The 24008-nt window shown below is 71.1% G+C and carries 18 protein-coding genes and 1 pseudogene; 3 read left to right on the top strand and 16 right to left on the bottom strand.

Going from position 1 to position 24008, the window contains the following annotated elements:
* Nucleotides 1–12: 12 nt before the first annotated feature.
* The 4 genes from ABD663_RS08230 to ABD663_RS08215 all read right to left on the bottom strand — a co-directional run bounded on the left by ABD663_RS08230 (nucleotide 13) and on the right by ABD663_RS08215 (nucleotide 7589).
* Nucleotides 13–1185 (bottom strand): ABC transporter ATP-binding protein, encoded by a 1173-nt coding sequence (locus tag ABD663_RS08230; protein WP_344737497.1) that lies wholly within the window; start codon nucleotides 1183–1185, stop codon nucleotides 13–15.
* 235 nt (nucleotides 1186–1420) lie between these two features.
* Complete coding sequence (locus tag ABD663_RS08225; protein ID WP_344737496.1) at nucleotides 1421–2251, bottom strand: DNA-formamidopyrimidine glycosylase family protein; 831 nt, start codon at nucleotides 2249–2251, stop codon at nucleotides 1421–1423.
* A complete protein-coding gene (locus ABD663_RS08220; RefSeq protein WP_344737495.1) occupies nucleotides 2244–6899 on the bottom strand; it encodes an ATP-dependent helicase in 4656 nt (1551 codons plus the stop codon). Before ABD663_RS08220 ends, ABD663_RS08225 begins: the two co-directional genes overlap by 8 nt.
* 42 nt (nucleotides 6900–6941) lie before the next feature.
* The gene (locus tag ABD663_RS08215) at nucleotides 6942–7589 is read right to left on the bottom strand and encodes an alpha/beta hydrolase (RefSeq protein ID WP_344737494.1); all 648 of its coding nucleotides are present in this window, start codon (nucleotides 7587–7589) and stop codon (nucleotides 6942–6944) included.
* 44 nt (nucleotides 7590–7633) lie between these two features.
* Between ABD663_RS08215 and ABD663_RS08210 the strand changes: the two genes are divergently transcribed.
* Nucleotides 7634–8221: an NUDIX hydrolase family protein gene (locus tag ABD663_RS08210; protein ID WP_344737493.1), complete on the top strand. Its 588-nt coding sequence runs from the start codon at nucleotides 7634–7636 to the stop codon at nucleotides 8219–8221.
* A gap of 188 nt (nucleotides 8222–8409) precedes the next feature.
* Nucleotides 8410–9891, top strand: coding sequence for a DivIVA domain-containing protein (locus ABD663_RS08205; RefSeq protein ID WP_344737492.1), 1482 nt, complete (start codon nucleotides 8410–8412; stop codon nucleotides 9889–9891).
* 9 nt (nucleotides 9892–9900) lie between these two features.
* Here the strand turns inward: ABD663_RS08205 and ABD663_RS08200 are convergent, their stop codons facing one another.
* From ABD663_RS08200 to ABD663_RS08185, 4 genes are all read right to left on the bottom strand, one after another.
* Entirely contained in the window at nucleotides 9901–10965 is a 1065-nt protein-coding gene (locus ABD663_RS08200; RefSeq protein WP_344737491.1) for a threonine aldolase family protein, read from the bottom strand.
* Nucleotides 10966–11003: 38 nt separating this feature from the next.
* On the bottom strand, nucleotides 11004–13049 hold the full coding sequence (locus ABD663_RS08195; RefSeq protein WP_344737490.1) for an NHL repeat-containing protein: 2046 nt from the start codon (nucleotides 13047–13049) through the stop codon (nucleotides 11004–11006).
* A gap of 174 nt (nucleotides 13050–13223) precedes the next feature.
* Nucleotides 13224–13895 (bottom strand): SDR family NAD(P)-dependent oxidoreductase, encoded by a 672-nt coding sequence (locus tag ABD663_RS08190; RefSeq protein ID WP_344737489.1) that lies wholly within the window; start codon nucleotides 13893–13895, stop codon nucleotides 13224–13226.
* The gene (locus ABD663_RS08185) at nucleotides 13888–15300 is read right to left on the bottom strand and encodes a DUF6421 family protein (protein WP_344737488.1); all 1413 of its coding nucleotides are present in this window, start codon (nucleotides 15298–15300) and stop codon (nucleotides 13888–13890) included. Before ABD663_RS08185 ends, ABD663_RS08190 begins: the two co-directional genes overlap by 8 nt.
* Before the next feature lie 71 nt (nucleotides 15301–15371).
* On the opposite strand from ABD663_RS08185, the gene ABD663_RS08180 reads away from it, so the two are divergent.
* Nucleotides 15372–15818: an Lrp/AsnC family transcriptional regulator gene (locus tag ABD663_RS08180; protein ID WP_344737487.1), complete on the top strand. Its 447-nt coding sequence runs from the start codon at nucleotides 15372–15374 to the stop codon at nucleotides 15816–15818.
* 115 nt (nucleotides 15819–15933) lie between these two features.
* Here the strand turns inward: ABD663_RS08180 and ABD663_RS08175 are convergent, their stop codons facing one another.
* The 8 genes and pseudogenes from ABD663_RS08175 to ABD663_RS08140 all read right to left on the bottom strand — a co-directional run.
* Entirely contained in the window at nucleotides 15934–17466 is a 1533-nt protein-coding gene (locus ABD663_RS08175) for a CoA-acylating methylmalonate-semialdehyde dehydrogenase (protein WP_344737486.1), read from the bottom strand.
* A 96-nt stretch (nucleotides 17467–17562) separates the two neighbouring features.
* Nucleotides 17563–18879, bottom strand: coding sequence for an aspartate aminotransferase family protein (locus ABD663_RS08170; RefSeq protein WP_344737485.1), 1317 nt, complete (start codon nucleotides 18877–18879; stop codon nucleotides 17563–17565).
* Between the two features lie 65 nt (nucleotides 18880–18944).
* Nucleotides 18945–20123 carry an ABC transporter substrate-binding protein gene (locus ABD663_RS08165; RefSeq protein WP_344737484.1) on the bottom strand — a complete coding sequence of 393 codons (1179 nt, stop codon included), beginning with the start codon at nucleotides 20121–20123 and terminating at the stop codon, nucleotides 18945–18947.
* A gap of 42 nt (nucleotides 20124–20165) precedes the next feature.
* Complete coding sequence (locus ABD663_RS08160) at nucleotides 20166–20966, bottom strand: ABC transporter permease (protein ID WP_344737483.1); 801 nt, start codon at nucleotides 20964–20966, stop codon at nucleotides 20166–20168.
* Nucleotides 20966–21796, bottom strand: coding sequence for an ABC transporter ATP-binding protein (locus ABD663_RS08155; RefSeq protein WP_344737482.1), 831 nt, complete (start codon nucleotides 21794–21796; stop codon nucleotides 20966–20968). The genes ABD663_RS08160 and ABD663_RS08155 overlap by 1 nt, the downstream gene beginning before the upstream one ends.
* Nucleotides 21796–22761 (bottom strand): ABC transporter permease, encoded by a 966-nt coding sequence (locus tag ABD663_RS08150; protein ID WP_344737481.1) that lies wholly within the window; start codon nucleotides 22759–22761, stop codon nucleotides 21796–21798. Before ABD663_RS08150 ends, ABD663_RS08155 begins: the two co-directional genes overlap by 1 nt.
* Nucleotides 22758–23777: a TIGR03842 family LLM class F420-dependent oxidoreductase gene (locus tag ABD663_RS08145; RefSeq protein WP_344737480.1), complete on the bottom strand. Its 1020-nt coding sequence runs from the start codon at nucleotides 23775–23777 to the stop codon at nucleotides 22758–22760. Before ABD663_RS08145 ends, ABD663_RS08150 begins: the two co-directional genes overlap by 4 nt.
* Before the next feature lie 2 nt (nucleotides 23778–23779).
* Nucleotides 23780–24008: pseudogene (locus ABD663_RS08140) on the bottom strand (dihydropyrimidinase); the annotation flags it as partial.

The raw sequence follows: 24008 nt of genomic DNA, 5'->3' as shown, positions 1-24008 counted from the left end.
GGGGTCGGCGGATCAGGCGGTGGGCGGGGCGACGTATCCGCCCTGCTCGGCGGAGTCGTCGTTGGGGAACAGCAGGACGTGGTGGGCAGCCCAGGTGCAGGTGACCTGGTCGCCGGTGCGCAGCACCGGCGCGTCGGGCGTGGGACGCCGCACGATCAGGCTCTGGTCGTCGCCGAGGCGCACGAGGTACTGCATCGTGTCGCCGAGGTGAGCGACGCCGATGAGCTCGCCGGACGCGGTGTTCGCGGCGGACGCGGCACCGGTGGCATCCGCCGCCTCGATGGAGATGTACTCCGGACGCACCGCCGCCTCGCCCTGGCTGGAGCCGGCGAGCGCCGTGCCGGCACCGCGGACCACGGCGTGGGGGGAGTTCACGGCCGCACCGGATTCGACGACCTCGCCGCGGAAGAAGTTCTGCTGGCCGACGAAGGCTGCGACGTACGCGGAGGTGGGCCGCGCATAGACCGTGTCGGCATCGGCGAGCTGCTCGATGCGGCCGGCGCGCATGATGGCGATGCGGTCGCTCATCGACAGTGCCTCGCCCTGGTCGTGGGTGACGAAGACGAACGTGATGCCGAGGCGCGACTGCAGCAGCTTGAGTTCGAGTTGCATCTCTTCGCGCAGCTGGCGGTCGAGCGCCCCCAGCGGTTCGTCGAGGAGCAGCACCGCGGGGCGGTTGACCAGGGCGCGCGCCAGCGCGACGCGCTGCTGCTGGCCGCCCGACAGCTGCGTGGGCTTGCGATCGCCGAAACGGCGCATCTGCACCAGGTCGAGCGCCGACGAGACGCGCTCGCGGATCTCGGCCTTGGGTGTGCGGCGCTGCTGCATGCCGTACGCGACGTTCTCGGCGACCGAGAGATGCGGGAACAGCGCGTACGCCTGGAAGACGGTGTTGACGTCTCGGCGGTAGGGCGGCACGTTCATGACGGAGGTCCCCGAGATGCGGATGTCACCGGCATCCGGATGCTCGAATCCCGCGATCATGCGCAGGGTCGTGGTCTTGCCGCACCCGGAGGGGCCCAGCAGCGAGATGAACTCGCCGGGCTGGATCGACAGCGACAGATCGTCGACCGCGACCTGGTCGCCGTAGCGCTTGGTGATGCCGTTGAGGATGACGGCGCCCCGGCCGTCGCCCGTCGCGGTGCTGTCTGCCGGAGCCGTGCCGGAATCGGTCGCCGTAATCACCGCGGAGGGCCTCCTGGTCGAGGGGCCGCGCGACGATGCGCGGCGGAGTCGGGTTGTTCGGGTTATTCAATAGCGGCGGATCGTGCGCCGCAACGCACCCGCGGGCGAACCGGACGATCCGCGCCCGAGTCCGACCCTGCCTGACAGATCGTCCGAGCTTGTGTAACGGTTAGGAAACCGCGGGGTTTCGGGCGGCTCACGGTCGACACCTGCGACCGGCGTGACAGATCGTCTGTCAGGGTTGCCCGGGCTCGGGCTGGCAGCGGGGGCACCAGAATGCGATGCGCTCGCGCGTCGGATCGGCGCCGAGGTCGATGCGGCGGATGGGCGTGCCGCAGCGACGGCAAGGCCGGCGGTCGCGACCGTAGACCCACGTCGATCTCCCGGGGCGCGCGTCGCCCGTGAACACGCGCTGGCGACGGTCGACGTTGGCGCGGATCAGCCGGGCGCCCAGGTCGATCAGCGCGGCGGCATCCGTGCGGTTCGCGGGCATTGTCGGCGGGATGCCGCGCAGGAACAGCAGCTCGCTGGCGTACTCGTTGCCGAAGCCGGCGACGTTGCGCTGGTCGAGGATCGCGACGTGAACCGGGCGCGGATCGGCGCCGACGCGCCGCGCGGCTTCAGCGGCATCCCACGACTCGCCGAGAGGGTCGGGCCCCAGATGGCCGATGAGCAGGTCTTCGCTCACGGTGGGTACGAGGTCGACCTGGGCGACGTCGAACCCGACCGCCTGCCAGGAGACCCCGGACGCATCGACGACGTCGATCACGACGCGCGCGCTGTGGGCGGGCCGGCGCCAGCGCTCGCCGGCGTGTGCGACCACCCACAGGCCCTCCATCTTCAGGTGCGTGCGCAGCGTGTCGGAGCCGATGCGGTGCAGCAGGTGCTTGCCACGCGCGGCGACCTCACGGATCGTCTGACCGCGCAGGTCGGGGTCATCGGCGGCGGGCGCGAACGCACGGCGCTGCGGGCGGGGGATGCGCAGCTCGAAGCGTGTGACCTCGGCGCCGGCGAGCACGGCGTTCATCCGCCGCGCGGCGCGATGGACGGTGTCGCCCTCAGGCACGGACCGTGGCCCGACGCAGCGTGAGCCCGCGAGGGGACTCGACGAAGCCGGCCTGCCGCAGGGCCCGGCCGACGGGAGTGTCGTACACGAAGGCACCGTTGACCTGCTCGACGGTGATCGTGTCCAGGTGCCGCGCGCGGGCGGTCTCGGCGAGCGCGCCCGCTGCGGCATCGAGCGCGGCGGTCTCGGCGGTGAACGCGAGCGCCGACCGTCCACCGCGCTCGAGGTAGAGCGCGAGGCGGCCGTCGACGAGGATCACCAGGCCGCCGGCTTTGCGGCCCGGCCGGTGGGTCACGCCCTCGATGGCGGGCCACGCGAGTGCCGCCCCGTACGGATTGGCGGGGTCGGTCGCCGCCAGCACCACGGCTTCGCGGGGCGGCGGGTCGCTCAGTCCCGCGAACTCGCGGATGCGGTCGACGGTCGACGACGCGGCGAACTGCGCGGCTCCGAGCTGCTCGATCACATAGCCCCGGCGGCAGTGGCCGGCCTCCTCGAATCCCGCCAGCACGCGGTACGCCTGGGCGAAGCCGCCGGGCAGACCTTCGGCCTGCACGCTGCCGCGTGTGACCACGCCATAGCGATCGAGCAGCATCCCGCCTGCCGCGGCCGCCCGCACCGAGGCATCCGGTTCGCGTTGGGGCAGCAGCGACCAGCGCCCGCCGGGAGACGTCGATCGCGAGGGCACGGAGGCGGCGACGGTCCGCACCGCGGCGCCGCGGTAGAGGCGGGTGCGCGGAGCGCGCCTGCTCACCCGGTGCGCCTGCGATCCGCCGGCAACGAGCGAGCGCACCGGTGCGAAGGTGTCGTTGGTCACCCGTCCGGCCCATGCCAGTCGCCACAGCGCCGCGGTCACCTCGGTCTCGCTGACCTCCTCACCCGCGAGTCGACTGAGCTGGCCTGCGAAGTACGCGCCGCCCCCGGCGAGCACTTCGAGCACCCGCGCATCGAGCGATCCCTCGGCGATCTCGTCGGCCGGCGGCGCCACCGTGAGTGAGGCGGTGTCGGCCGGATGCAGCGCGATCCAGCCGTCGCGCCCCGCGAGGGCGCCGTGGCCCGACCACACGAGCTCGCCCGACGCCGTCAACTCGTCGAGCATCGCAGGCCGATAGTCCGAGACGCGCGAGGGCAGCACGAGCGACTCCCACGCGCTCGCCGGGATCGGCACACCCGCGAGTTGCTCGACCACCGCGACCACGCCGTCGATGCCCTCGAGCGGGCGCGTGACGTGCTGCCAGGCCGGCAGGAACCGCGCGAACGCGTCCTGCGGCACCGGCTCGACACTGCCTCGGATGGCGGCGAGCGATCGCATCCGCAGTCGCCGCAGCACTTCCGTGTCGCACCACTCCGTCTCGTCCGCGTCGTCGGTGCGCGCCGCCTCGGGAAGGAAGAAGCCGCTCGTCACCCGCCCCTGCGCCTCGAGGCGGTGCAGCGTGTGGCGCGCGACCGCGCCGCCGAGGCCGAACCGCTGCGACACCGCCCCGACGGCGAACGGGCCGTGGGTGCGCGCATGGCGGGCGATCAGATCGCCGAGCGGGTCGGCGACCGGCTCGAGGAAGGCGGTCGGAACCCCGACGGGCAGAGCTGTCCCGAGAGCGTCGCGCAGGCGACCGGCATCCTCGATGGCCGCGACGCGCGCGGTGCCGCCGATGCTCACGCGGATCGCGCGCCGCGCCTCGACGAGCTGGTCGAGCAGCGCGGATGCCTCGGCGGCGGTGCCTTCGAGCCGCGCACCGACCTCGGCATCGTCGAGCGGACCGAGCAGCCGCAGCAGGTCGGCGACGCCTTCGACGCCGCGTGCCCGGCGATCGGGGTCGAGCCGTTGGGCTTCGCGCTCGAACTGGGCGATGACGTCGGGATCGAGCAGCTCGCGCATCTCGACGGTGCCGAGCAATTCGGCCAGCAGTGCGGGATCCACCGACAGCGCGGCGGCCCGGCGCTCGGCGAGCGGGGAGTCGCCCTCGTACATGAACGCGCCGACGTAGCCGAACAGCAGGTCTCGGGCGAACGGCGACGGCTGGCTCGGCGTGGTCTCGACGAGACGGATCGACCGGTCGGCGATCGAGCGGGCCACGCGCAGCAGCGCCGGCAGGTCGTAGACGTCCTGGAGCACCTCGCGCAGCGTCTCGAGGATGATCGGGAACGTCGGGTAGCGGCGGGCGACCTCGAGCAGCTGCGCCGACCGCTGCCGCTGCTGCCACAGCGGACTGCGGCGGCCGGGGTTGAGGCGTGGCATGAGCAGCGCCCTCGCGGCGCACTCTCGGAAGCGCGACGCGAACAGCGCCGACCCGCCGACCTCGGCGGTGACGAGCTGTTCGAGCTCGTCCGCGTCGAAGACGAACAGCTCGGCGCCCGGTGGATCCGCCTCGGCGTCGGGCACGCGCGCGATGATGCCGTCGTCGCTCGCGACCGCCGACCCTTCGACCCCGAGACGCTCACGGATGCGCGCGTTGACGGCCAGGGCCCACGGGGCGTGCACCTTCATGCCGTAGGGGGAATGCAAGATCACGCGCCAGTCGCCGACCTCATCGCGCCCGCGCTCGACGGTGAGCGATCGGTCGGTCGGAACGGTGCCGGTCGCCTCGCGCTGCTCGGCCAGGTACGACAGCAGATTCGCGATCGCGTGCTCGTCGAGGCCCGATCGCGCGAGCCTGTCGCGCGCCTTCTCGGTCGGTGCCGACGACAGCTCGCGATTGAACCGGCCCAGCGCTTCGCCGAGCTCGGCGGGCCGGCCGATGCCGTCGCCGTGCCAGAACGGCACCTTGCCGGGCTGGCCGAAGGCCGGCAGCACGTTGACGCGGTCGTGCGTGATCTCGACGATCCGCCAGCTGGTGGTGCCGAGCGTGAAGACGTCGCCTGTGCGCGACTCGTAGACCATCTCCTCGTCGAGCTCGCCGACCCGCGCGTTCTGCGACTCGCCCGCGACGAACACGCCGAACAGCCCGCGATCGGGGATCGTTCCTCCGCTCGTGACCGCGATGCGCTGCGCACCGGGCCGACCGGTGAGCACGCCGCGGTCGCGGTCCCACACCACGCGCGGCCGCAGCTCGGCGAACTCGTCGGAGGGGAAGCGCCCCGACAGCAGATCGAGCGTCGCCTCGTACGCAGACCGCGGCAGCGACCGGAACGGCGCGCTGCGCTTGAGCGTCTCGTACCACCCTTCGACGTCGACGGCGCCGATCGCGGCGGCCGCGACGGTCTGCTGCGCGAGGATGTCGAGCGGGTTCTGTGGCACCGCGATCGCCTCGATCTGGCCCGCCAGCATCCGCTCGGTGACGATCGCGGTGTGCAGGACGTCCCCTCGATGCTTGGGGAACAGCGCGGCTCGGCTGATCTCGCCGACCTGGTGGCCGGCGCGCCCGACCCGCTGCAGGCCGGATGCCGCCGACGGCGGTGCCTCCACCTGGATCACGAGATCGACGGCGCCCATGTCGATGCCGAGCTCGAGGCTGCTCGTGGCCACGACGCACCGCAGCGTGCCGGACTTCAGCTCCTCTTCGACCTGCGCGCGCTGTTCCTTGGAGACGGACCCGTGGTGGGCCTTCGCGAGGATCGGGTCGGCCCCGGCGGTCGCACCGGCCTGGGCCATCGTCGCGGCGGGCACGGCCGGGTCGGGCAGCTCGATGCCGAGTCGCTCGGAGTGGATCTCGTTGAGGCGGCCCGTCAGGCGCTCGGCGAGGCGCCGTGAGTTGGCGAACACGATCGTCGACCGGTGCTGAAGGATGCGCTCGACGATCGCCTCCTCGACATGCGGCCACAGCGACCCGGTCATCTCGAGCTGCCCGGCATCCGGCGCGAACCATTCGCCGTCGCCGTCATCGGCCGCATCAGCGCCTCCGGACTGCTCGTCGGCGCGCGGCGGGGCCGGCGGGTTGAGCATGTCCGCGACGGGCACGACGACAGAGAGTTCGAACGTCTTCGAGGCGGGCGGCGCGACGATCTCGACCGGCTGGGCTCCGCCGAGGAACCGGGCGACCTCGTCGATCGGTCGCACGGTCGCCGACAGTCCGATGCGCTGGGCGGCGGGCACATCCGGATGCTCCGCCCGCCGCAGGTCGTCGAGGCGCTCGAGACTCACGGCGAGGTGCGCGCCGCGCTTGGTGGCCGCGACCGCGTGCACCTCGTCGATGATGACCGTGTGCACCTCGGAGAGCGTGCGACCGGCCTGGCTGGTCAGCATGAGGTAGAGCGACTCGGGTGTCGTGATCAGGATGTCGGGCGGAGCGGAGACGAGTTTGCGACGATCCGACGAGGTGGTGTCTCCCGAGCGCACTCCGACCGAGATCTCGGGTGCCGTCAGGCCGAGCCGTCTCGCCGACTGCGCGATGCCCACCAACGGCGACCGCAGGTTGCGCTCGACGTCGACGCCGAGGGCTTTCAGCGGCGAGATGTAGAGCACGCGGGTGGGGGATGCCGCACCCCTCGCGGCCGCGGCGCGCGCGGGCGCCTCGGCCTTGTCGTGGAACACCCGGTCGATCGCCCACAGGAACGCCGACAGCGTCTTGCCCGAGCCGGTCGGAGCCACCACGAGGGCATGCCGACCGTCGGCGATGGCGTTCCACGCGCCGACCTGCGCATCGGTCGGCTGGGGGAAGGCGCCGCGGAACCAGTCCTGCGTCGCAGGCCCGAACCGCTCGAGGACTTCGGCCATCCCTCCATCTTCGCGCCCCCGGCCGACATCGGCGCCGACGGATCAGTCCGATGCCGCCTGCAGGTCGAGGAAGCGGCGGACGTCGTCGAGCTCCTGCTCGGAGATGCTGTGCGTGAGCCCCGGGTAGATGCGTCCGCTGAGATCGGAGTGGTCGGGCAGCCACTGGCTGGTCGCGTCCACGAGCGCCGTCGGGATGACGTCGTCCGCCGCGCCTCGGCCCCAGAACACGGGCGGACGCAGCTCGCGCAGCCGCGCATCGCCCTCGAGCGCGCCGGGCGCGGCATAGCCGCTCAGCGCCACGATGAACGCGAAGCGATCGGGTTCGAGCCGCAGCGCCTGCAGCGCGACTGCGGCCCCCTGCGAGAAGCCCAGCAAGCCGATCGAGGAGGCATCGGAACCGGCGTCATCGAGCCAGTCGAGCAGCGCCCGGGCACCCTCGGTGACCGCCGCCGACGATCGGCCGTCGAGGCCTTCGATGGGGTACCACGACCTTCCCGGCATCGGCCACGGCGGGCTGAGCGGCGCTGCGACGGCCGCGACGACGGTGTCGGGCGGCAGGAAGGGCACGAGCGAGAACAGGTCATTCTCGTCGGCGCCGTACCCGTGCAGCAGCACCAGGAGCGGCTTTCCGCTGCGTTCCCCTGGGGGCTTCGACCACAGCGTGAGGGCGGGATCGAGGGCGATGGCCATCAGCCCATCCTGGCATCCCCCGGGCCACGGGGTCAGAATGGGGTATGGCCGTGCGCACCCCCGACCCCGAGCCCGCGGGCGACGAGCCGTTCGGCCCGCCGCCCGGCAACGTCTCCAACCCGGCGTGGCTGAGCGAGATCGAACTCGCAGAAGCCCGTCGGCGCCTGCCGATGCTCTATGTCGAGGCGCTGCCGGTGCGCACCGACGGGATGGGTGCGGTGACCCAGGTCGGCATCCTGCTGCGGGCGACTCCGGTGGGGGAGATCACCCGCACGATCGTGTCGGGGCGCGTCCGTTACGGCGAGACGGTGCGCGACGCGCTCTTCCGCCACCTCGAGAACGATCTCGGTCCGATGGCGTTCCCGCTGCTGCCGCCGCAGCCGGTGCCGTTCACGGTCGCCGAGTACTTCCCGCTGCCCGGGGTCACGGCCTTCCACGACGATCGGCAGCATGCCGTGTCGCTCGCGTTCGTCGTCCCCGTCACCGGCACATGCGAGCCGCGCCAGGACGCCCTCGAGGTCACCTGGCTGACCCCGCAGGAGGCGGCATCCGATGCGCTGGCGTCGGAGATGGAGGGTGGGCGAGGCACCCTCGTGCGTCTCGCGCTGGCGAGCGTCGGCGCGTTGCACTGACAGGTTCCTCGCACCTGGCGCAGGAGCGGCGCGGGTATGATACACGCGACCCGATTCACCCCCTGGCGGCGCGCCCGAACGTGCCGCGCCGTCGGCACGGACGAGCACCGCGTGCCACGTTCCGCGGGCAGGGGTGTGACCCCGGCGACTTCGAACCGCACCACCCCCCCCGACGAAGCGGAGCATCCATGTCCGACCCCCGGTCGCAATCCAGCACGACAGAGTCCGACGGCCTGTCGCCGTTCCACGAGCTGATCAACGGCGCCGCCGACGAAGCCGAGGCCGGTGCGCCGGTCGCCGCATCGACGGGTTCGTTCACGACCGCGTTCCGCGGGTACGACAAGGACGAGGTGGATGCCGCGATGTCGCGCCTGTCGGCGCAGCTGCGCTCCGAACGTCAGCACCGCGAGACTCTGGAAGAGCGCCGCCGCACGGCCGTGGACGAGGCCGGCGCGCACGCCGAGGAGCTGCTCGCACAGGTCGAGGCGGCCAACGATCGCGCCGACGCCGCCGAGAAGCGGATGAAGGAGATCGCCGCGCAGCTGGAGGCGGCTCGCGAGGACGACGGCAGGGTCGCCCGCCTCGAGACCGACCTGGCCGCCGCCCAGGCGAAGGCCGCCACCGCCGAGCAGAAGGTCGAAGCCCTCACCGAGGAGCTCATGGGATCGGAAGCCGAGTCGTCGAATCGGCACCGCTTCGACGAGATCCTGCAGGTCGCCGAGGACCAGGCGAGCTCGATCATCCGCAACGCCACCGTGCAAGCCGACCGCCTGCTCGCCGCCGCGCACGAAGACATCGAGAACCGCCGCAAGCAGGCCCAGGCCGACGCCGACGGCATCATCGCCCGCGCACAGCACGACGCGCAGCAGGCGCGCCTTCGGATCGACACCGAGCTGACCGCACACGAGTCGCAGCTCGAGCGCGAGGCCGCGCATGCGGCGGAGAAGGTGTCGCAAGCCGAGCAGGAGGCCGCGACCATCCGCAGCGAGGCCGAGAAGGGTGCCGCGTCGCTGCGCTCGCTCGTCGCGCGCGAGACGGCGCACGCGCGCAGCGAGGCCGAGGAGCGGGTGCGTGAGCTCGAGATGCGCGCGCTCGAGTTCGAGGAGTCGCTCACGCGTCGCCAGGACGACGCGCAGCAGGAGTTCCTCGTGCTGCACAATCAGGCCGTCGCGCACGCCGAGCGCATCACGCAGGACGCGAACGCGCAGGTCGCGGCGTCGCTCGAGCATGCGCAGCGCGTGTCGGCGAAGGCCGACGAGTTCGACCGTCTCATGCGTGCCCAGGCGCAGCAGATCGAAGCCGACGCCCGCGTGCGCGCGAGCGAGCACCTCGACCGCGCCCGCGACAAGGCTCAGCACATCATCGACACCGTCACCGCCCACTCGCAGGCGGTGCTCCGCGACGCCGAGGACCGCACGCGCCAGCTGCGCTGGCAGCAGCACCAGCTCACGAGCTTCATGGCCGAGATGAAAGAGCTCATCCGCCCCGAGGGCGCGCGGGACGCCGCCCCCGAGCCGGCGGCCGAGGTCGACGTGACCGAGGAGCAGGGCGAGCAGGTCGCGGCCGACTCATCCGAGGCCTCCGCGCCGTCGGGCGAGGAGGGCACCGAGTCCGAGCCGCACCGCGACGGCGAGCACGCCGAGGATCACGCGCACGCCGAGGCGCACTGAGGGGTCGCGTCAGCCCGCTTCCCGCGTGATCGCCTCGATGAAGGCGTCGATGTCGGCCTCCGACGTGTCGAAGCTGCACATCCAGCGCACCTCGTTGCGTGAGGCATCCCAGTCGTAGAAGCGGAACGCGGCGCGCAGACGGTCGGCGACGCCGTCGGGCAGCGTCGCGAAGACACCGTTGGCCTGCGTGGGCTGGGTGAATCCGACGCCGCGGATCGAGCCGTCCGCCAGGCCGGCCTCGACGCCCGCGCGCAGGCGCTGGGCCATCGCGTTGGCGTGGCGGGCGTTGCGCAGCCAGAGGTCTCCCTCGAGCAGCGCGATCAGCTGGGCCGACACGAACCGCATCTTCGAGGCGAGCTGCATGTTGAGCTTGCGCAGGTAGATCAGGCCGTCCGACGCGGCAGGGTCGAGCACGACGATCGCCTCGCCGAGCATCGCGCCGTTCTTCGTGCCGCCGAAGCTCATGACGTCGACTCCGGCGTCGCGCGTGAACGCGCGCAGCGGCAGGTCGAGGGATGCCGCGGCGTTGGCGGCACGCGCGCCGTCGAGGTGCAGGCGCATCCCACGGGCGTGGACGTGGTCGGCGATCGCGCGGATCTCGTCGGGGGTGTAGAGCGTGCCCAGCTCGGTGGACTGCGTGATCGAGACGACGAGGGGCTGCGCCCGATGCTCGTCGCCCCACCCCCACGCCTCGCGATCGATGAGCTCAGGAGTGAGCTTGCCGTCGTCGGTGGGCACATGCAGGATCTTGATGCCGCCGACCCGCTCGGGCGCGCCGCCTTCGTCGACGTTGATGTGCGCGGTCGAGGCGCTCACGACCGCGCCCCACCGGGGCAGCATCGACTGCAGACCGGTGACGTTCGCGCCCGTGCCGTTGAAGACGGGGAACGCCTCGACCCCGTCGCCGAGGTGGGCGGCGAACACCTCCTGCAGGCGCGCGGTGTAATCGTCTTCGCCGTAGGCGACCTGGTGGCCGCCGTTGGCCGCTTCGATCGCGGCGAGCACCTCGGGGTGGATGCCGGAGTAGTTGTCGGATGCGAATCCGCGGACGGCGCGATCGTGCAGGGTGGTCACGAGTGACCAGCCTACGACGTCGCCTCGGGCGCGGGCCGTCAGTCGGGCGGGGCGATCTGCACCGGCGCGGCGAGCCCGAGGAACGCCACGATCTCGTGGCCGCCGGGCGCGTTCTGGTACGGGATCTCGAGCCAGTTGTTGGCGAGCCACACGTTGCCGGACTGGTCGACCTTGACGCCGGTGTTGCGCACCAGACCGTCGAAGAAGAAGCCGGTCAGGTCGGGCGATATCGCATCGCCCTGCGCGAGACCCGGCGGGCACGTCGAGGAATCGACGCCGCAGAACGCCGACAGACGCTTGCCCGCGAAATTCGCGACCCACACGTTGCCGTCGCCGTCGGTCGTGATTCCCCACGGCAGCGTCGCGCCGCCCGCGCCGGCGCCGCCGTAGCGGGTCGTTGTGGTGCCGTCGGGGCTGATCAGGGCGATGGATCCGATGTAGGGATCGGCGCCGTCGACGTACCGGCCGGTGTCGTCGAAACGGGTGTCGACGAGGTCGCCGAGGCCACGATCGTCGTCGTTCGGGTCGTCCTTCATCGTCGGGCAGGGCAGATCGACCTGCGCCGAATTGGCGACCCACACGTTGTCGTGGCCGTCGACGGCGAGCCCCATCGGGTTGGCGAAGACGTCGGTGTCGCGTCCCGGCGAGGTCTGCGTCGGCACGCCGTCATCGTCGAGCATCTGTACCGAGTCGCTGATCATGCCCGACACGAAGATCCCATGCCCGTTGTCCACGACGTCGAACGGCTCGACGACCTCGAAGTCCTCGTGCGCGCCGAGGTCGATGTTCTCGGCCCGCTGCGGGTCGCCGTCGCGGTAGACCGTGGCCGTCCCGCCGTTGCAGTTCGCGAACCACACGTCGCGGTTGTGGGCGACCTCGATGCCCTGCGGCCAGTTCAGGTCGCCGGCATCCCACCCGTCCTTGCCGGTCAGCATCCGCTCGTCGACCGTCTCGAAGAGCGACACCGTGTCGTGCGGCGGCTGGATCGGGGTCGGGCATCCGGGCGCGGCGAAGCCGAAGTTCGAGACCCACAGCCGACCGGTCGCGGTGTCGAGCTCGATGCCGAATCCCGAACCCGACAGCCCGCCGCCCTTGAACCAGTCGAAGTCGCCGGTCGGAGAGAAACGGAAGATCTCGTCGGAACCGCACGTGTGGGTGAGCGGGCGGTAGCGGTAGTTGTTGTTGACCCAGAGGTTGCCCTCGTGGTCGATCGCGAAGTTGCCGGGGCCGGAAAGCGACTTCCCGTCGCCGTCGAAGCGCAGCGCCAGCGTCCACGCCGCCGGGGCGTGGGGGAGCACGTCGCCGCCGTCGAGCGTCACCCGCGTCGACAGCTCGTACAGGCGCTCCGGGTCTGCCACGCCGGGGTTGCGCGCGATCTCGGCGAGCGCGCGGAACGCATCGACGGGCACCGCCGGATCCTGCGCCTCACCGGCGATGTCGACAAGCTCGTCGCACGCACCTGCGAGACCGGTGACACACGCTGCGAGGGCGGCCGAGATCGACCCGAAGGCGGCGACCGTGGACGTCTCGTCGCCGTTGGGCGAGCTGCCCAGCACCTGTGCGATCCCGCCCGAGCGCGGGTCGGCGAGGTTCGCGGCCATCGCCGCGGAGTTGCGCAGACCCGGAGCCGGACCGTCGATGCCCGCGTCGGAGACGAACTGCGCCATCGACCAGGCTGCCGCGACGGTGGTGCGTTCGTTCACGGCGACCTGCCGGTGCTTGGGGATCTCGACGAGCACCGAGACGAGAGACGCCGTCGACGCGATCTCCCCGCCGACCGGCGGACGGGCCGAGATCGAGAGGAACCCGTCGGCGGGGATCGGCACGGTGACCCGCAGTTCGAAGTCGCCGTCGGCGTCGACGGTGTCGGTCGCGACGGGTGCGGGGATGCCGGTCACGCGCGCTTCGATGCGCCAGCCGCCCCACCCGCCGGGTTTGCCGCCCGCCGAGACGGTGTCGAGGCTGCCCTGCAGCACGGATCGATCGGGTTTCGCCGCCTGTGCGGCGGTGGCCGGCAGAGCGACCGCCACTCCCAGCAGCAGCGCCGACGCGGTCATCACGGCCAGTGGTCTTGCCTGGTGCATCTGAGTCTCCTCGGTTGCCCACTCGCAATCGCCCCTCAACCTAGCGAGGCACCCCGCCGGCTACAAGGCACCCACTCGGTCGAGCGGACGATGATGCACGCGAAACCGGCCCCCGAGCGGGCATTCCCGTCCGCTCGACACCAGGGCGCGCTGGGCGCGCCGAGGCCCGTCCGATCAGGCGGTCAGGTCGATGACGGTGTCGTTGACCTCGGAGGCGCTCTCGTCCCAGAGGGCGACGTACGCCTCCGCCAGCGCGGACTCCAGGCCCTCGAGCGCCTTCACCCGGAAGACGACGGATGCCGCCTGCAGCGGCTCCTCGGCGTCACGAGCAGCCTTGGCGAAGCCCTGGGCCACGGCGCGGGTCCACGCCTCGGCGGCCGCCTTGAGCGCGGCGTAGTTCGCGCCGCCGGCGAGGGGCCGGGCCACGGAGGTCGACGAGACGATCGCCAGCCGCGCGCCGGGAGAGGCGCGCAGATCGGCGTCGAAGGCGCGCGTCACGTGGCGCAGCGCGGTGAGCGACCCCTCGAGGAACCGGTAGTCGTCGTCGGTCTGCCCCGCGAGCCCCCCGCCGCCGCGCCAGCCGCCGACGAGGTGAAGCACGCCGTCGATCCGTCCGCCGTCGGCGTGGACCCGCTCGGCGAGCGCGGCGACGTCGGCCTGGTCGGTCAGGTCGGCTTCCTCGGTGCGGATGCCGGGAACCGCCGCCGTGAGCTCGGCGAGCTTGCGGGGGTCGCGGCCGACCGCGATCACCCGCGCCCCGGCGTCGGCCAGGGCGCGGGCGGCCACGAGTCCGCTGGCGCTGGTCGCGCCGGCGATCAGGACCGTGCGGCCGGCGACCTCAGGCATCCGTCCCGCGGATCCCCGATGTCGATTCGATCACCGGCTTCATCTTGCGGTCGAGCGCCTCGAAGAACATCGACAGCGGGAACTCGTCGTCGAGCACGGCGTCGGTGAAGCCCTTCGGCGCACCCGCGAGGATCTCGTCGTCGAGCCCGCGTGCCCACGCCGAGGCCGGGTGGGGCGTGAGGGTCGAGCGCACGAGATCGTAGGCGGCGAGCCAGTGCGCCGTCTTGGGGCGGTCGATCGAGCGCCAGTAGAGCTCGTCGATCGCCTCGCCGAGCGCGACGACGGCCGCCGGCACCTCGTCCCAGTCGAACGCGAGGGCGGTGTCGGTCCAGTGCAGCACGCCGCGCTGATGCAGCCAGGCGAACAGCAGCTGACCACCCAGCCCGTCGTAGTTGCGCACGCGCGACCCGGTGATGGCGAAGCGGAAGATGCGGTCGAAGATCACGGCGTACTGCACCAGCACGGCGTGCTCGAGGGTCTCCTGCTCGACGGCGTCGAGCTCGTCGCCCTGCTCGACCCGGGCACGCAGCCGTGCGGTGATCGCGACGCACTCGCGGAACGCGGTGAGGTCGCACCGCAGCTCTTCGAGCGAGTACAGGAAGTACGGCATCCGCTGCTTGATCATGAACGGGTCGAACGGCAGGTCGCCGCGCATGTGGGTGCGGTCGTGGATGATGTCCCACATCACGAACGTCTTCTCAGCGAGCGCCTGATCGTCGAGCATCCGCGCCGCGTCATCGGGCAGATCGAGCTTGGTGATCTCGGCGGCCGCGCGCACGACACGGCGATAGCGTGCCGCCTCGCGGTCTTGGAAGATCGCGCCCCACGTGAAGGACGGGATCTCGCGCATCGCGACCGTCTCGGGGAACAGCACCGCGCTGTTGGTGTCGTAGCCGGGCGTGAAGTCGATGAGCCGCAGCGAGACGAACAGCTTGTTGCCGTAGTCGCCGGCCTCGAGCTGCTCGATGAATTCCGGCCAGATGACCTCGACGAGCAGCGCCTCGACGTGGCGGTTCGCCGACCCGTTCTGCGTGTACATCGGGAACACGACGAGGTGCCGGATGCCGTCGACGCGGTGCTGCTGCGGCTGGAAGGCGACGAGCGAATCGAGGAAGTCGGGCTCGGCGAAGTCCGACGCGACCCAGCGCTCGAAGTCGGCGACGGATGCCTTCAGGTAGGCATCGTCGTGGGGGAACAGCGGCCGCAGCGCTTCGATCGAGGCGGTGATGGTGGCGACGTGCTCGCGCGCGGCGGCGTGGTGTGCGGCATCCGGGATGGAGCCGTCTTTGATCTGCATCGACTGCAGCGCCGTGGCGGCGGCCTTGAGATCGGCCCACGCGGCCGAGTCCTCGACCACTTCCGGCTCTCCGATGATGGACTCTGCGTTGTGCGCGGTGAGGGACATGGGAACCTCCGATCGGAAGTAGGCGGGAAACTTTCCTGCGGATGCAGGGCTTCACCGGTATTCTTCCATGCATGGAGGATCCTGTCGACACGCAGATCGTGCGCGCTGTCTCGCTCAACGCGCGCGCGACCCTCGCCGAGCTCTCCGCCGCGGTCGGGCTCTCGGTGTCGGCCGTGCAGGCGCGCCTGCGTCGCCTCGAGACGCGGGGAGTCATCACCGGCTACCGGGCGACGGTCGATCCCGAGGCCGTGGGCAAGCCGCTGTCGGCGTTCATCGAGATCACGCCGCTGGATCCCGCGCAACCCGACATCGCGCCCGAGCAGCTCGAGCACCTCGACGCGATCGAGGCGTGCCACTCGATCGCCGGCGAGGCCAGCTACATGCTGTTCGTCCGGGTCGCGACACCCCGTGCGCTCGAGACCCTCATCCGCGACATCCGCTCCGCGGCATCCGTCAACACGCGCACCACGGTGGTGCTGCAGACGTTCTACGAGAACCGCCCGCTGCTGCCCGCGTGACCCTGGTCGAGGTTTCTCGCTTCTCTCTGAAGATCTCGATACGCCGCCTGCGGCGGCTACTCGATCTTGACCCGAGCCGCGTCAACGCCGCTGCGCGGCATTGACCCGCCTCGCGTCAATCGTGCTGGGGGAAGCCCAGGTTGAGGCCGCCGTGCGAGGGGTCGAGCCAGCGCGAGGTCACGGCCTTCTCGGCGGTGAAGAAATCGAAGCCGTGCGTGCCGTAGGCCTTCGCGTCGCCGAACAGCGAGGCCTTCCAGCCGCCGAACGAGTGGTAGGCGACCGGCACGGGGATCGGCACGTTGATGCCGATCATGCCGACCTGCACCTCGTGCTGGAACCGCCGCGCGGCGCCGCCGTCGTTCGTGAAGATCGCGGTGCCGTTTCCGAACGCGCCCGAATTGATGAGATCGAGGCCCTCCTCGTAGCCGTCGACGCGCACCACCGAGAGCACGGGCCCGAAGATCTCGTCGCGGTAGGCCGCCGAGCCCGTCGGCACCTTGTCGATGAGCGTCGGGCCGACCCAGAAGCCGTTGGGGTCGCCGTCGACCTCGATGCCGCGGCCGTCGACGACGACGGATGCCCCATCCTCGGCGGCCACGTCGACGTACGAGGCGACCTTGTCGCGGTGCGCGCCGGTGATGAGCGGGCCCATGTCGCAGCCGCGGGTGCCGTCGCCGGTGCGCAGCGTGGCCATGCGCTCCGAGATCTTCTCGACGAGGGCATCGGCCACCGTGTCGACGGCGAGCACGACCGAGATGGCCATACACCGCTCACCGGCCGAGCCGAAGCCCGCGTTCACGGCGGCGTCGGCGGCGAGGTCGAGGTCGGCGTCGGGCAGCACCAGCATGTGGTTCTTCGCGCCGCCGAGCGCCTGGACCCGCTTGCCGTTGCGCGTGCCCGTCTCGTAGACGTAGCGCGCGATCGGGGTCGACCCGACGAACGAGATCGCCTTGACCTCGGGATGTTCGAGCAGCCCGTCGACGGCGACCTTGTCGCCGTGCACGACGTTGAACACACCGTCGGGCAGACCCGCCTCGGTGAGCGCGGCGGCCATCCAATTGGCGGCCGAGGGATCCTTCTCGCTGGGCTTGAGGATGACCGCGTTGCCCGCGGCCAGCGCGATCGAGAAGAACCACATCGGCACCATCGCGGGGAAGTTGAAGGGGCTGATGATGCCCACGACGCCCAGCGGCTGACGCAGGGTGTAGACGTCGATACCGGTCGAGACGTTCTCGCTGTAGGCACCCTTGGTGAGTTGCCCCAGCCCGCACGCGAACTCGACGACCTCGAGGCCGCGGGCGATCTCGCCGTGCGCGTCCGAGAGCACCTTTCCGTGTTCGTTGGTGAGGATGCGGGCCAGCTCGTCCTTGCGTGCGTTGACGATCTCGCGGAACGCGAACATCACCTGCTGCCGCTTCGCGATGCTGACGTCGCGCCAGGACGCCGCGGCATCCGAGGCGACCTGCACGGCGTGGTCCATGTCGTCGGCGGTGGCGAAGCGCACCTGGCGCTGCACGGTTCCCAGGGCGGGATTGAACACATCGCCGGTGCGGTCGGACGCCCCGGCCCAGGGTGCGCCCCCGACCCAGTGCTCGACGATCGTGGTCGCGGACGCGGTCTCGCGCTCGAGGGTGGTGGTGTCGGTCATCATCGTCCTCTTCTCGGGGCCGGTCGTGGGGCCCCGTACCAGTCTGCGCCGATTCACGGCGGGGTGACACCCCGCGCGTGAGACGACCTGTCCGGATCAGCCCGCCGCCTCGACCAGGCTGATCGCCTCGTCGTACGCCGCGACCGCCTGAGCGACCTCGTCGGCGGTCACCACGCACGGCGGCACGACGTGCACGCGGTTCTCGGCCGCGAACGGCATCACGCCCCGCGCGACGATCTCGGCCTTGAGCCTGCCCAACCGCGTCGCCGGCAGCGGTTCGCGCGTGTCGCGGTCGGCGACGAACTCCATCGCCCAGAAGACGCCCTCGCCGCGCACCTCGCCGATGAGCGGATGCCGCTCCTGCAGTTCGCGCAGCGCGGGGCCGATCACGTCCTCGCCGATGCGCCAGGCGTGATCGACGATGCCCTCCGACTCCATCGCGTCGATCGAGGCGACGATCGTCGCGGCGGCGAGCGGATGCCCGGAGTAGGTGAGCCCGCCCGGGAACACGCGCTCGTCGAACGTCGCGGCGATCTCGTCCGAGATCAGCACGCCGCCGACGGGCACGTACCCCGAGTTCACGCCCTTCGCGAAGACGATGAGGTCGGGCACGACGTCATAGCCCTGGAACGCGAACCAGCGGCCGGTGCGCCCGAAGCCCGCCATCACCTCGTCGAGGATCAGCACGATGCCGTAGCGGTCGCACAGCTCGCGCACCCCGGCGAGGTAGCCGGGAGGGGGCAGGAGGATGCCTGCGGTGCCGGGAACCGACTCCAGCAGCACCGCCGCGATCGTCTCGGAGCCCTCGGACTGGATCACCCTCTCGAGGTGGCGCAGCGCTCGCTCCGACTCCTCCTCGGCAGTGGTCGCCCAGAACTCGGAGCGGTACAGGTAAGGCCCGAAGAAGTGGACGTGGCCACGTGCGTAGCGGTTGGGCTGGCGCCGCCAGTCGCCGGTCGCCACGACCGCGGCGCCGGTGTTGCCGTGGTACGAGCGGTAGGTCGACAGGACGGTGTCTCGTCCGGTGTGCAGTCGGGCCATGCGGATCGCGTTCTCGTTCGCGTCGGCCCCGCCGTTGGTGAAGAACACCTTCGAGAATCCGTCCGGTGCCTTCGACACGATACGGGCGGCGGCCTCGCCACGCTGCAGGTTGGCCGTCGCCGGCCCGATGGTCGCGAGTCGGTCGGCCTGCGCGTGGATGGCGGCGATGACGGCCGGATGCTGGTGGCCGATGTTCACGTTCACCAGCTGGCTCGAGAAGTCCAGCATCCGGTTGCCGACGTGGTCCCATACCGTCGCGCCCGATCCGCCGGCGACCACGGGCAGGTCGAGACCGCCCTGGGCGAGCCACGAATGGAAGACGTGCGCGCGGTCGAGCTGCTTCGCCTGCGCGTCGAGGTCGTGATCGGTCATGCCGAGATCCTTCCCGATCGGGCCGCGGGGCGCTACGGCCGCAGCCGCAGCGCCCCGCGATGGTGCTACTGCCCGCCCTCGGTGAGTACGACGACGATCGGCGTGTACACGCCGTCGACGACGATGCCCTCTTCGGCGAGCTCCGACAGCGCCTGCTCGATGTACTCGTTCGAGTACGCCGAGGCGGGCGGCTCGGCCGTGATGAGCTCGAGGCCGTCCTGGTTGACCGCCGACAGGGCGCCCGCGACGGTCTTGTCCCACGCCGCGGAGTCGATCACGCCGAACTCGCCGCCGGCCCAGATGAGCTTGTTGACCTCGTTCATCTGCCACAGCTGGTGGGTGGGACCGACCGGGAAGGCGGCCTCGGCGTTGATCGCGGCGTCGTAGGTGATCTGAGCCGCCTCTTCGGGATTGTCGCGCGCGAAGATCCAGCCCTTCGTGACGGCCTTGAGGAACCGCACCGCCGCGTCGGCGTACGCCGGATCATCGGCGAGGCGCTGCGTGTCGGCCCAGATGGCGTCCTGCAGCATGGCGCCCTCGGTCTCTTCGTACGAGACGACGTTGAAGTCCTCGGGCTGGTAGAGCTCGCCGGTGTCGGGGTTGACGACCTCGAGGATCTGCGCCCACTCGTTGTAGGTCATCGCCTGGGCGGCGTCGACGTCGCGGTCGAGCAGCGCGTTCATCGAGAAGTCCTGCGTCGTGATCGACACGGTCGTCGAGTCGAGGCCTTCGGCGGCCATCGCCGCGAAGATCTCCCACTCGTTGCCGAAGCCCCACGAGCCGATGCGCTTGCCTTCGAAGTCGGCGACCGAGGTGATGTCGTCCTCGGCCCATGAGACCTGCAGGGTGCCCGAGGTCTGGAACACCTGGGCGATGTCGGTCAGCTCGACACCGGTCGCTTCCAGGGTTCCCAGCACCTTCGGCACCCAGGCGATCGCGAAGTCGACGTCGCCGGCGACGAGGGCGTCCTGCGGGACGATGTCGCCGCCGGAGGGGATGACCTCGACCTCGTCGAAGCCCTCCTCCTCGAAGTAGCCCTGGTCGAGGGCGACGTAGTATCCCGCGAACTGGGCCTGCGGCAGCCACTGCAGCTGCAGACTGACCGAGGTGAGCGGCTCGAACTCGCCCGAGTCCGCATCGGTCGTCACCGGGTCGGGCGACGAGGACGAGCAGGCGGCCAGGGCGAGCGCCGCGACGGTCGTGAGGGACGCGGCGGCCAGGCCGCGCCGGAGTGTGACTCTCATGCTGTTCCTTTCGATGTGATGGTGCAGGTGGTGCGGTGCCGGTCAGGGTGCCGGCGATCTCCTGGTCACGAGGCGCTCGAGCAGCGCGGTGACGAGGAAGAAGACGAGCCCGATGATGACGCCGCCGGCGACGTACGCCCACGCCAGTGCGGCACGGCCGGACTTCGCGTACGTGGCGATGGCGGTGCCGATTCCGTCGGCCGGACCCCCGAAGTACTCGGCGACGAGGGCGGCGATCACGGCCAGCGAGCTCGCGATGCGCAGGCCCGTGAGCAGGTACGGCAGTGCCGTGGGCAGCGTGAGGTAGCGGAACGTCTGCCCCGGCGTGGCCGCCGAGGCGCGCAGCACGTCGCGGTGCACGGCGCGCGTCTGCCGCAGCCCGCGCAGCACGTTGACGAACACCGGGATGAATGCGGCGATGGTGGCGACCGCCTGTCGCCCGAATTGGCTCGACGCGCCGAACATCGTGTTGAGGATCGGCGTGATCGCGACGATCGGGATGACCGCGAGCGCCGCGACCAGGGGCGCCAGCATCCCGTCGATCGGCTTCGCCGTCGCCGCGAGACCCGCGAGGGCGACGGCGAGCAGCGAGCCGAAGATCAGGCCGACGAGCGCGTTCGTGGCGGTGACGAGCATGTCCTCGAAGATGATGTCCCACCGGGCGACGAACTCGTCGGCGACCGCGAAGGGGCTGGGCAGGCCGAGCGGCGCGGTGCCGATCACGTCGACGTAGAGCACCCACAGCGCGAACCCGATGACGCCGACGCCGAGCGGCGCGGCCACGCGCACCCACGACGGCAGGGTCCGGGTGGCGGGCGGCGGTGCGGTCGTCGTCGCGGCCATCAGCGTTCGTCCGCCCGCTCGAGGCGGCGGCCGTGCAGCGCCTCGCGCACGGCGGTGACCCGGTCGAAGTACTCCGGCGCTTCGCGCAGCTGCTCGTCGCGCGCGGCCGTGAACCCGGTCGCGATCACGTCGGTGATCCGCCCCGGGCGCGGGCTCATGACGACGACGCGGTCCGAGAGGAAGACCGCCTCGGGGATGGAGTGGGTGACGAAGACGACGGCCGCCCCCGTCTCGCCCGCGATGCGCGTGAGCTCGGACTGCAGGTACTCGCGGGTCATCTCGTCGAGCGCGCCGAACGGCTCGTCCATCAGCAGCAGACGGGGGCGGGATGCCAGAGCCCGGGCGATCGCGACGCGCTGCTGCATGCCGCCCGACAGCTGGTCGGGATAGCGGTCCTGGAACTCGCCGAGTCCGACGAGGTCGACCAGCTCGCCGACGCGCGCGGCGCGCTCGGCTCGCGAGGAGCCGTGCAGCTCGAGCGGCAGCGCGATGTTCGCGGCGACCGTGCGCCACGGCAGCAGCCCCGCCTGCTGGAAGGCGATGCCGTAGTCCTGGTCGGTGCGGGCCTTGGGCGCGGGCTTGCCGAACAGGGAGAGGTCGCCCGAGGTCGGCCGGTCGAGGTCGGCGATGAGGCGCAGCAGGGTCGACTTGCCGCATCCCGAGGGCCCGATCAGCGAGACGAACTCCCCGGCCGCCACGTCGAGATCCACGCTCGCGAGCGCCGTCACCTCGCCGCCGGTTCCGGGGAAGATCTTGCCCACGCCGGCAGCGTGGACCGCGGCCGCCGTCGGCGCGGAGGCCCCATTCGTCTGGGTGGTCGGCACGGTCATCAGGTCGCCTCCCCGCGGCGGTAGTTGCGCAGCAGCAGCGCGATGATCGCGACCGAACCGGCCGCGATGAGCCCCAGCACGATCGAGCCGAAGGTCGGTCCCCAGGGGGCCGCCGGGTCGGAGGACGCCTGTCCGGCGAGCTGGATCAGCATGCGTCCGATGCCTCCGCGCATGCCGATCGACACCTCGGCGACGACGGCGCCGAGCACGGCGTTGGCGGCCGCGAGCCGCAGCGCCGGCAGCACATAGGGCACTGCCGCGGGCAGGCGCAGCCGCCACAGCGTCGGCCAGTACCCGGCGGCATACGTGCGCATCAGGTCGAGGTGGATCGCATCGGGAGCAGCCATGCCCCGCAGCATCCCGACAGCGACGGGGAAGAACGCGAGGTACGACGCGATGACGGCGACCGAGAGCCACTGCGGCCACGGCGTGCCGCCGCGGTCGATCTGGGTGCCGATCGCGTTGACGACCGGGGCGAACGCGATGAGGGGGATGATCTGGCTCACGACGATCCAGGGCAGCAGGCCCCACTCGACGAGCTGCCAGCGCTGCATCGCGAGGCCGAGGAGCGCACCGACGAGCACCCCGATGAGCCAGCCGACCGCCGCGATCCCGAGCGTCACGAGTGCTGCTCCGACGACGGCGACCCACAGCGGCGCGGTGTCGCCGCCGCTGGTCGGCGCGAACAGGCGCGCCACCATGTCCCACACGTGGGGCATCGCGCGGTCGTGGGTGCGCGGCAGGATCATGACGCCCGACCCCGCCTCGCCCTCGACCGCGCCGATCGTGACGCCCTCGGCCGGCCCGAGGAACTTGTACGCCTCCCACAGGAAGACGACGAGCATGATGCCGACCGCGCCCCAGCCGACGGCGACCCACCGGCTGGAGTCGACGCTCCGGCGGTAGCGGCGCCGACCGGCAAGGGCCTGCGCAGGGTCGAAGGCGGTCTCGGGCGGTGCCGTCATGCCTTCGCCGTCACGTGCTCGGCGAGGGCGGGGATGATGGTCTCGCCGTAGACGCGCAGCGTCTCCTCCTTGTTGTCGTGCTGGAGGTAGCCGGCGAACTGGGTCACGCCGAGTTCGGCGAGCTGCGTGAGCTTCGCGATGTGCTCGTCGGCGGTGCCCAGAATGCAGAACCGGTCGACGATCTCGTCGGGTACGAAGTCGACATGGTCGTTCTCGGCTTTGCCGTGGGTGTTGTAGTCGTAGCCCTTGCGGCCCTCGATGTAGTCGGTGAGCGCTTCGGGGACGCCGGATCCGTGATGGCCGTACTTGGTGACGATGTCGGCGACGTGGTTGCCGACCATGCCGCCGAACCAGCGGCACTGATCGCGCATGTGCGCCATGTCGTCGCCGATGTACATGGGAGCGGCCACGCAGAACTGCAGCGCGTCGGGGTCGCGGCCGGCGGCGGAGGCGGCATCCTTCACCGTCTTGATCATCCACTCGGCGATGTCGACGTCGGCCAGTTGCAGAATGAACCCGTCGCCGACCTCTCCGGTGAGCTTCAGCGCCATCGGACCGTAGGCGGCGACCCACACCTCGAGCTCGGAGCCTTTGCTCCACGGGAACTGCAGGGTGGAGCCCTTGTACTCGACCGGCCGCGAGTTGGCGAGTTCGCGGATCACGTGGATCGACTCGCGCAGCTCGGCCATCGTCGACGGCCGCCCGTTGGTCACCCGCACTGCCGAGTCGCCGCGACCGATGCCGCACACCGTGCGGTTGCCGTACATCTCGTTGAGCGTGGCGAAGACGGATGCCGTCACCGTCCAGTCGCGCGTCGCCGGGTTGGTCACGAAGGGGCCCACGGTGATGCGGTTCGTCTCGGCGAGGATCGCCGAGTAGATGACGTACGGCTCCTCCCACAGCAGGTGGGAGTCGAAGGTCCAGGCGTGGCTGAACCCGTGCGCCTCGGCGAGCTTCGCGAGCTGCACGACGCGCGACGCGGGCGGATTGGTCTGCAGGACGACTCCGAAGTCCATGGTCACACCAGGTACTGCGACAGGCCGCGCTTGAGGTAGCGCCCGTCACCCTTCGAGCCGAGGTACTGATCGTCGTCGACGATGATCCTGCCGCGCGAGAGCACCGTGTCGACGTGTCCGTCGATCTCGTAGCCCTCCCACGCCGAGTGGTCCATGTTCATGTGGTGGGTCTTCTCGTACCCGATCGACGTGTGTCCGTTCGGGTCGTAGACGACGATGTCGGCGTCGGCG

The organism is Microbacterium awajiense (assembly GCF_039536545.1).
GTDB lineage: Bacteria > Actinomycetota > Actinomycetes > Actinomycetales > Microbacteriaceae > Microbacterium > Microbacterium awajiense.
Note: the sequence above shows the minus strand (reverse complement) of the source record. Positions and strands in the feature narration are given on the sequence as shown.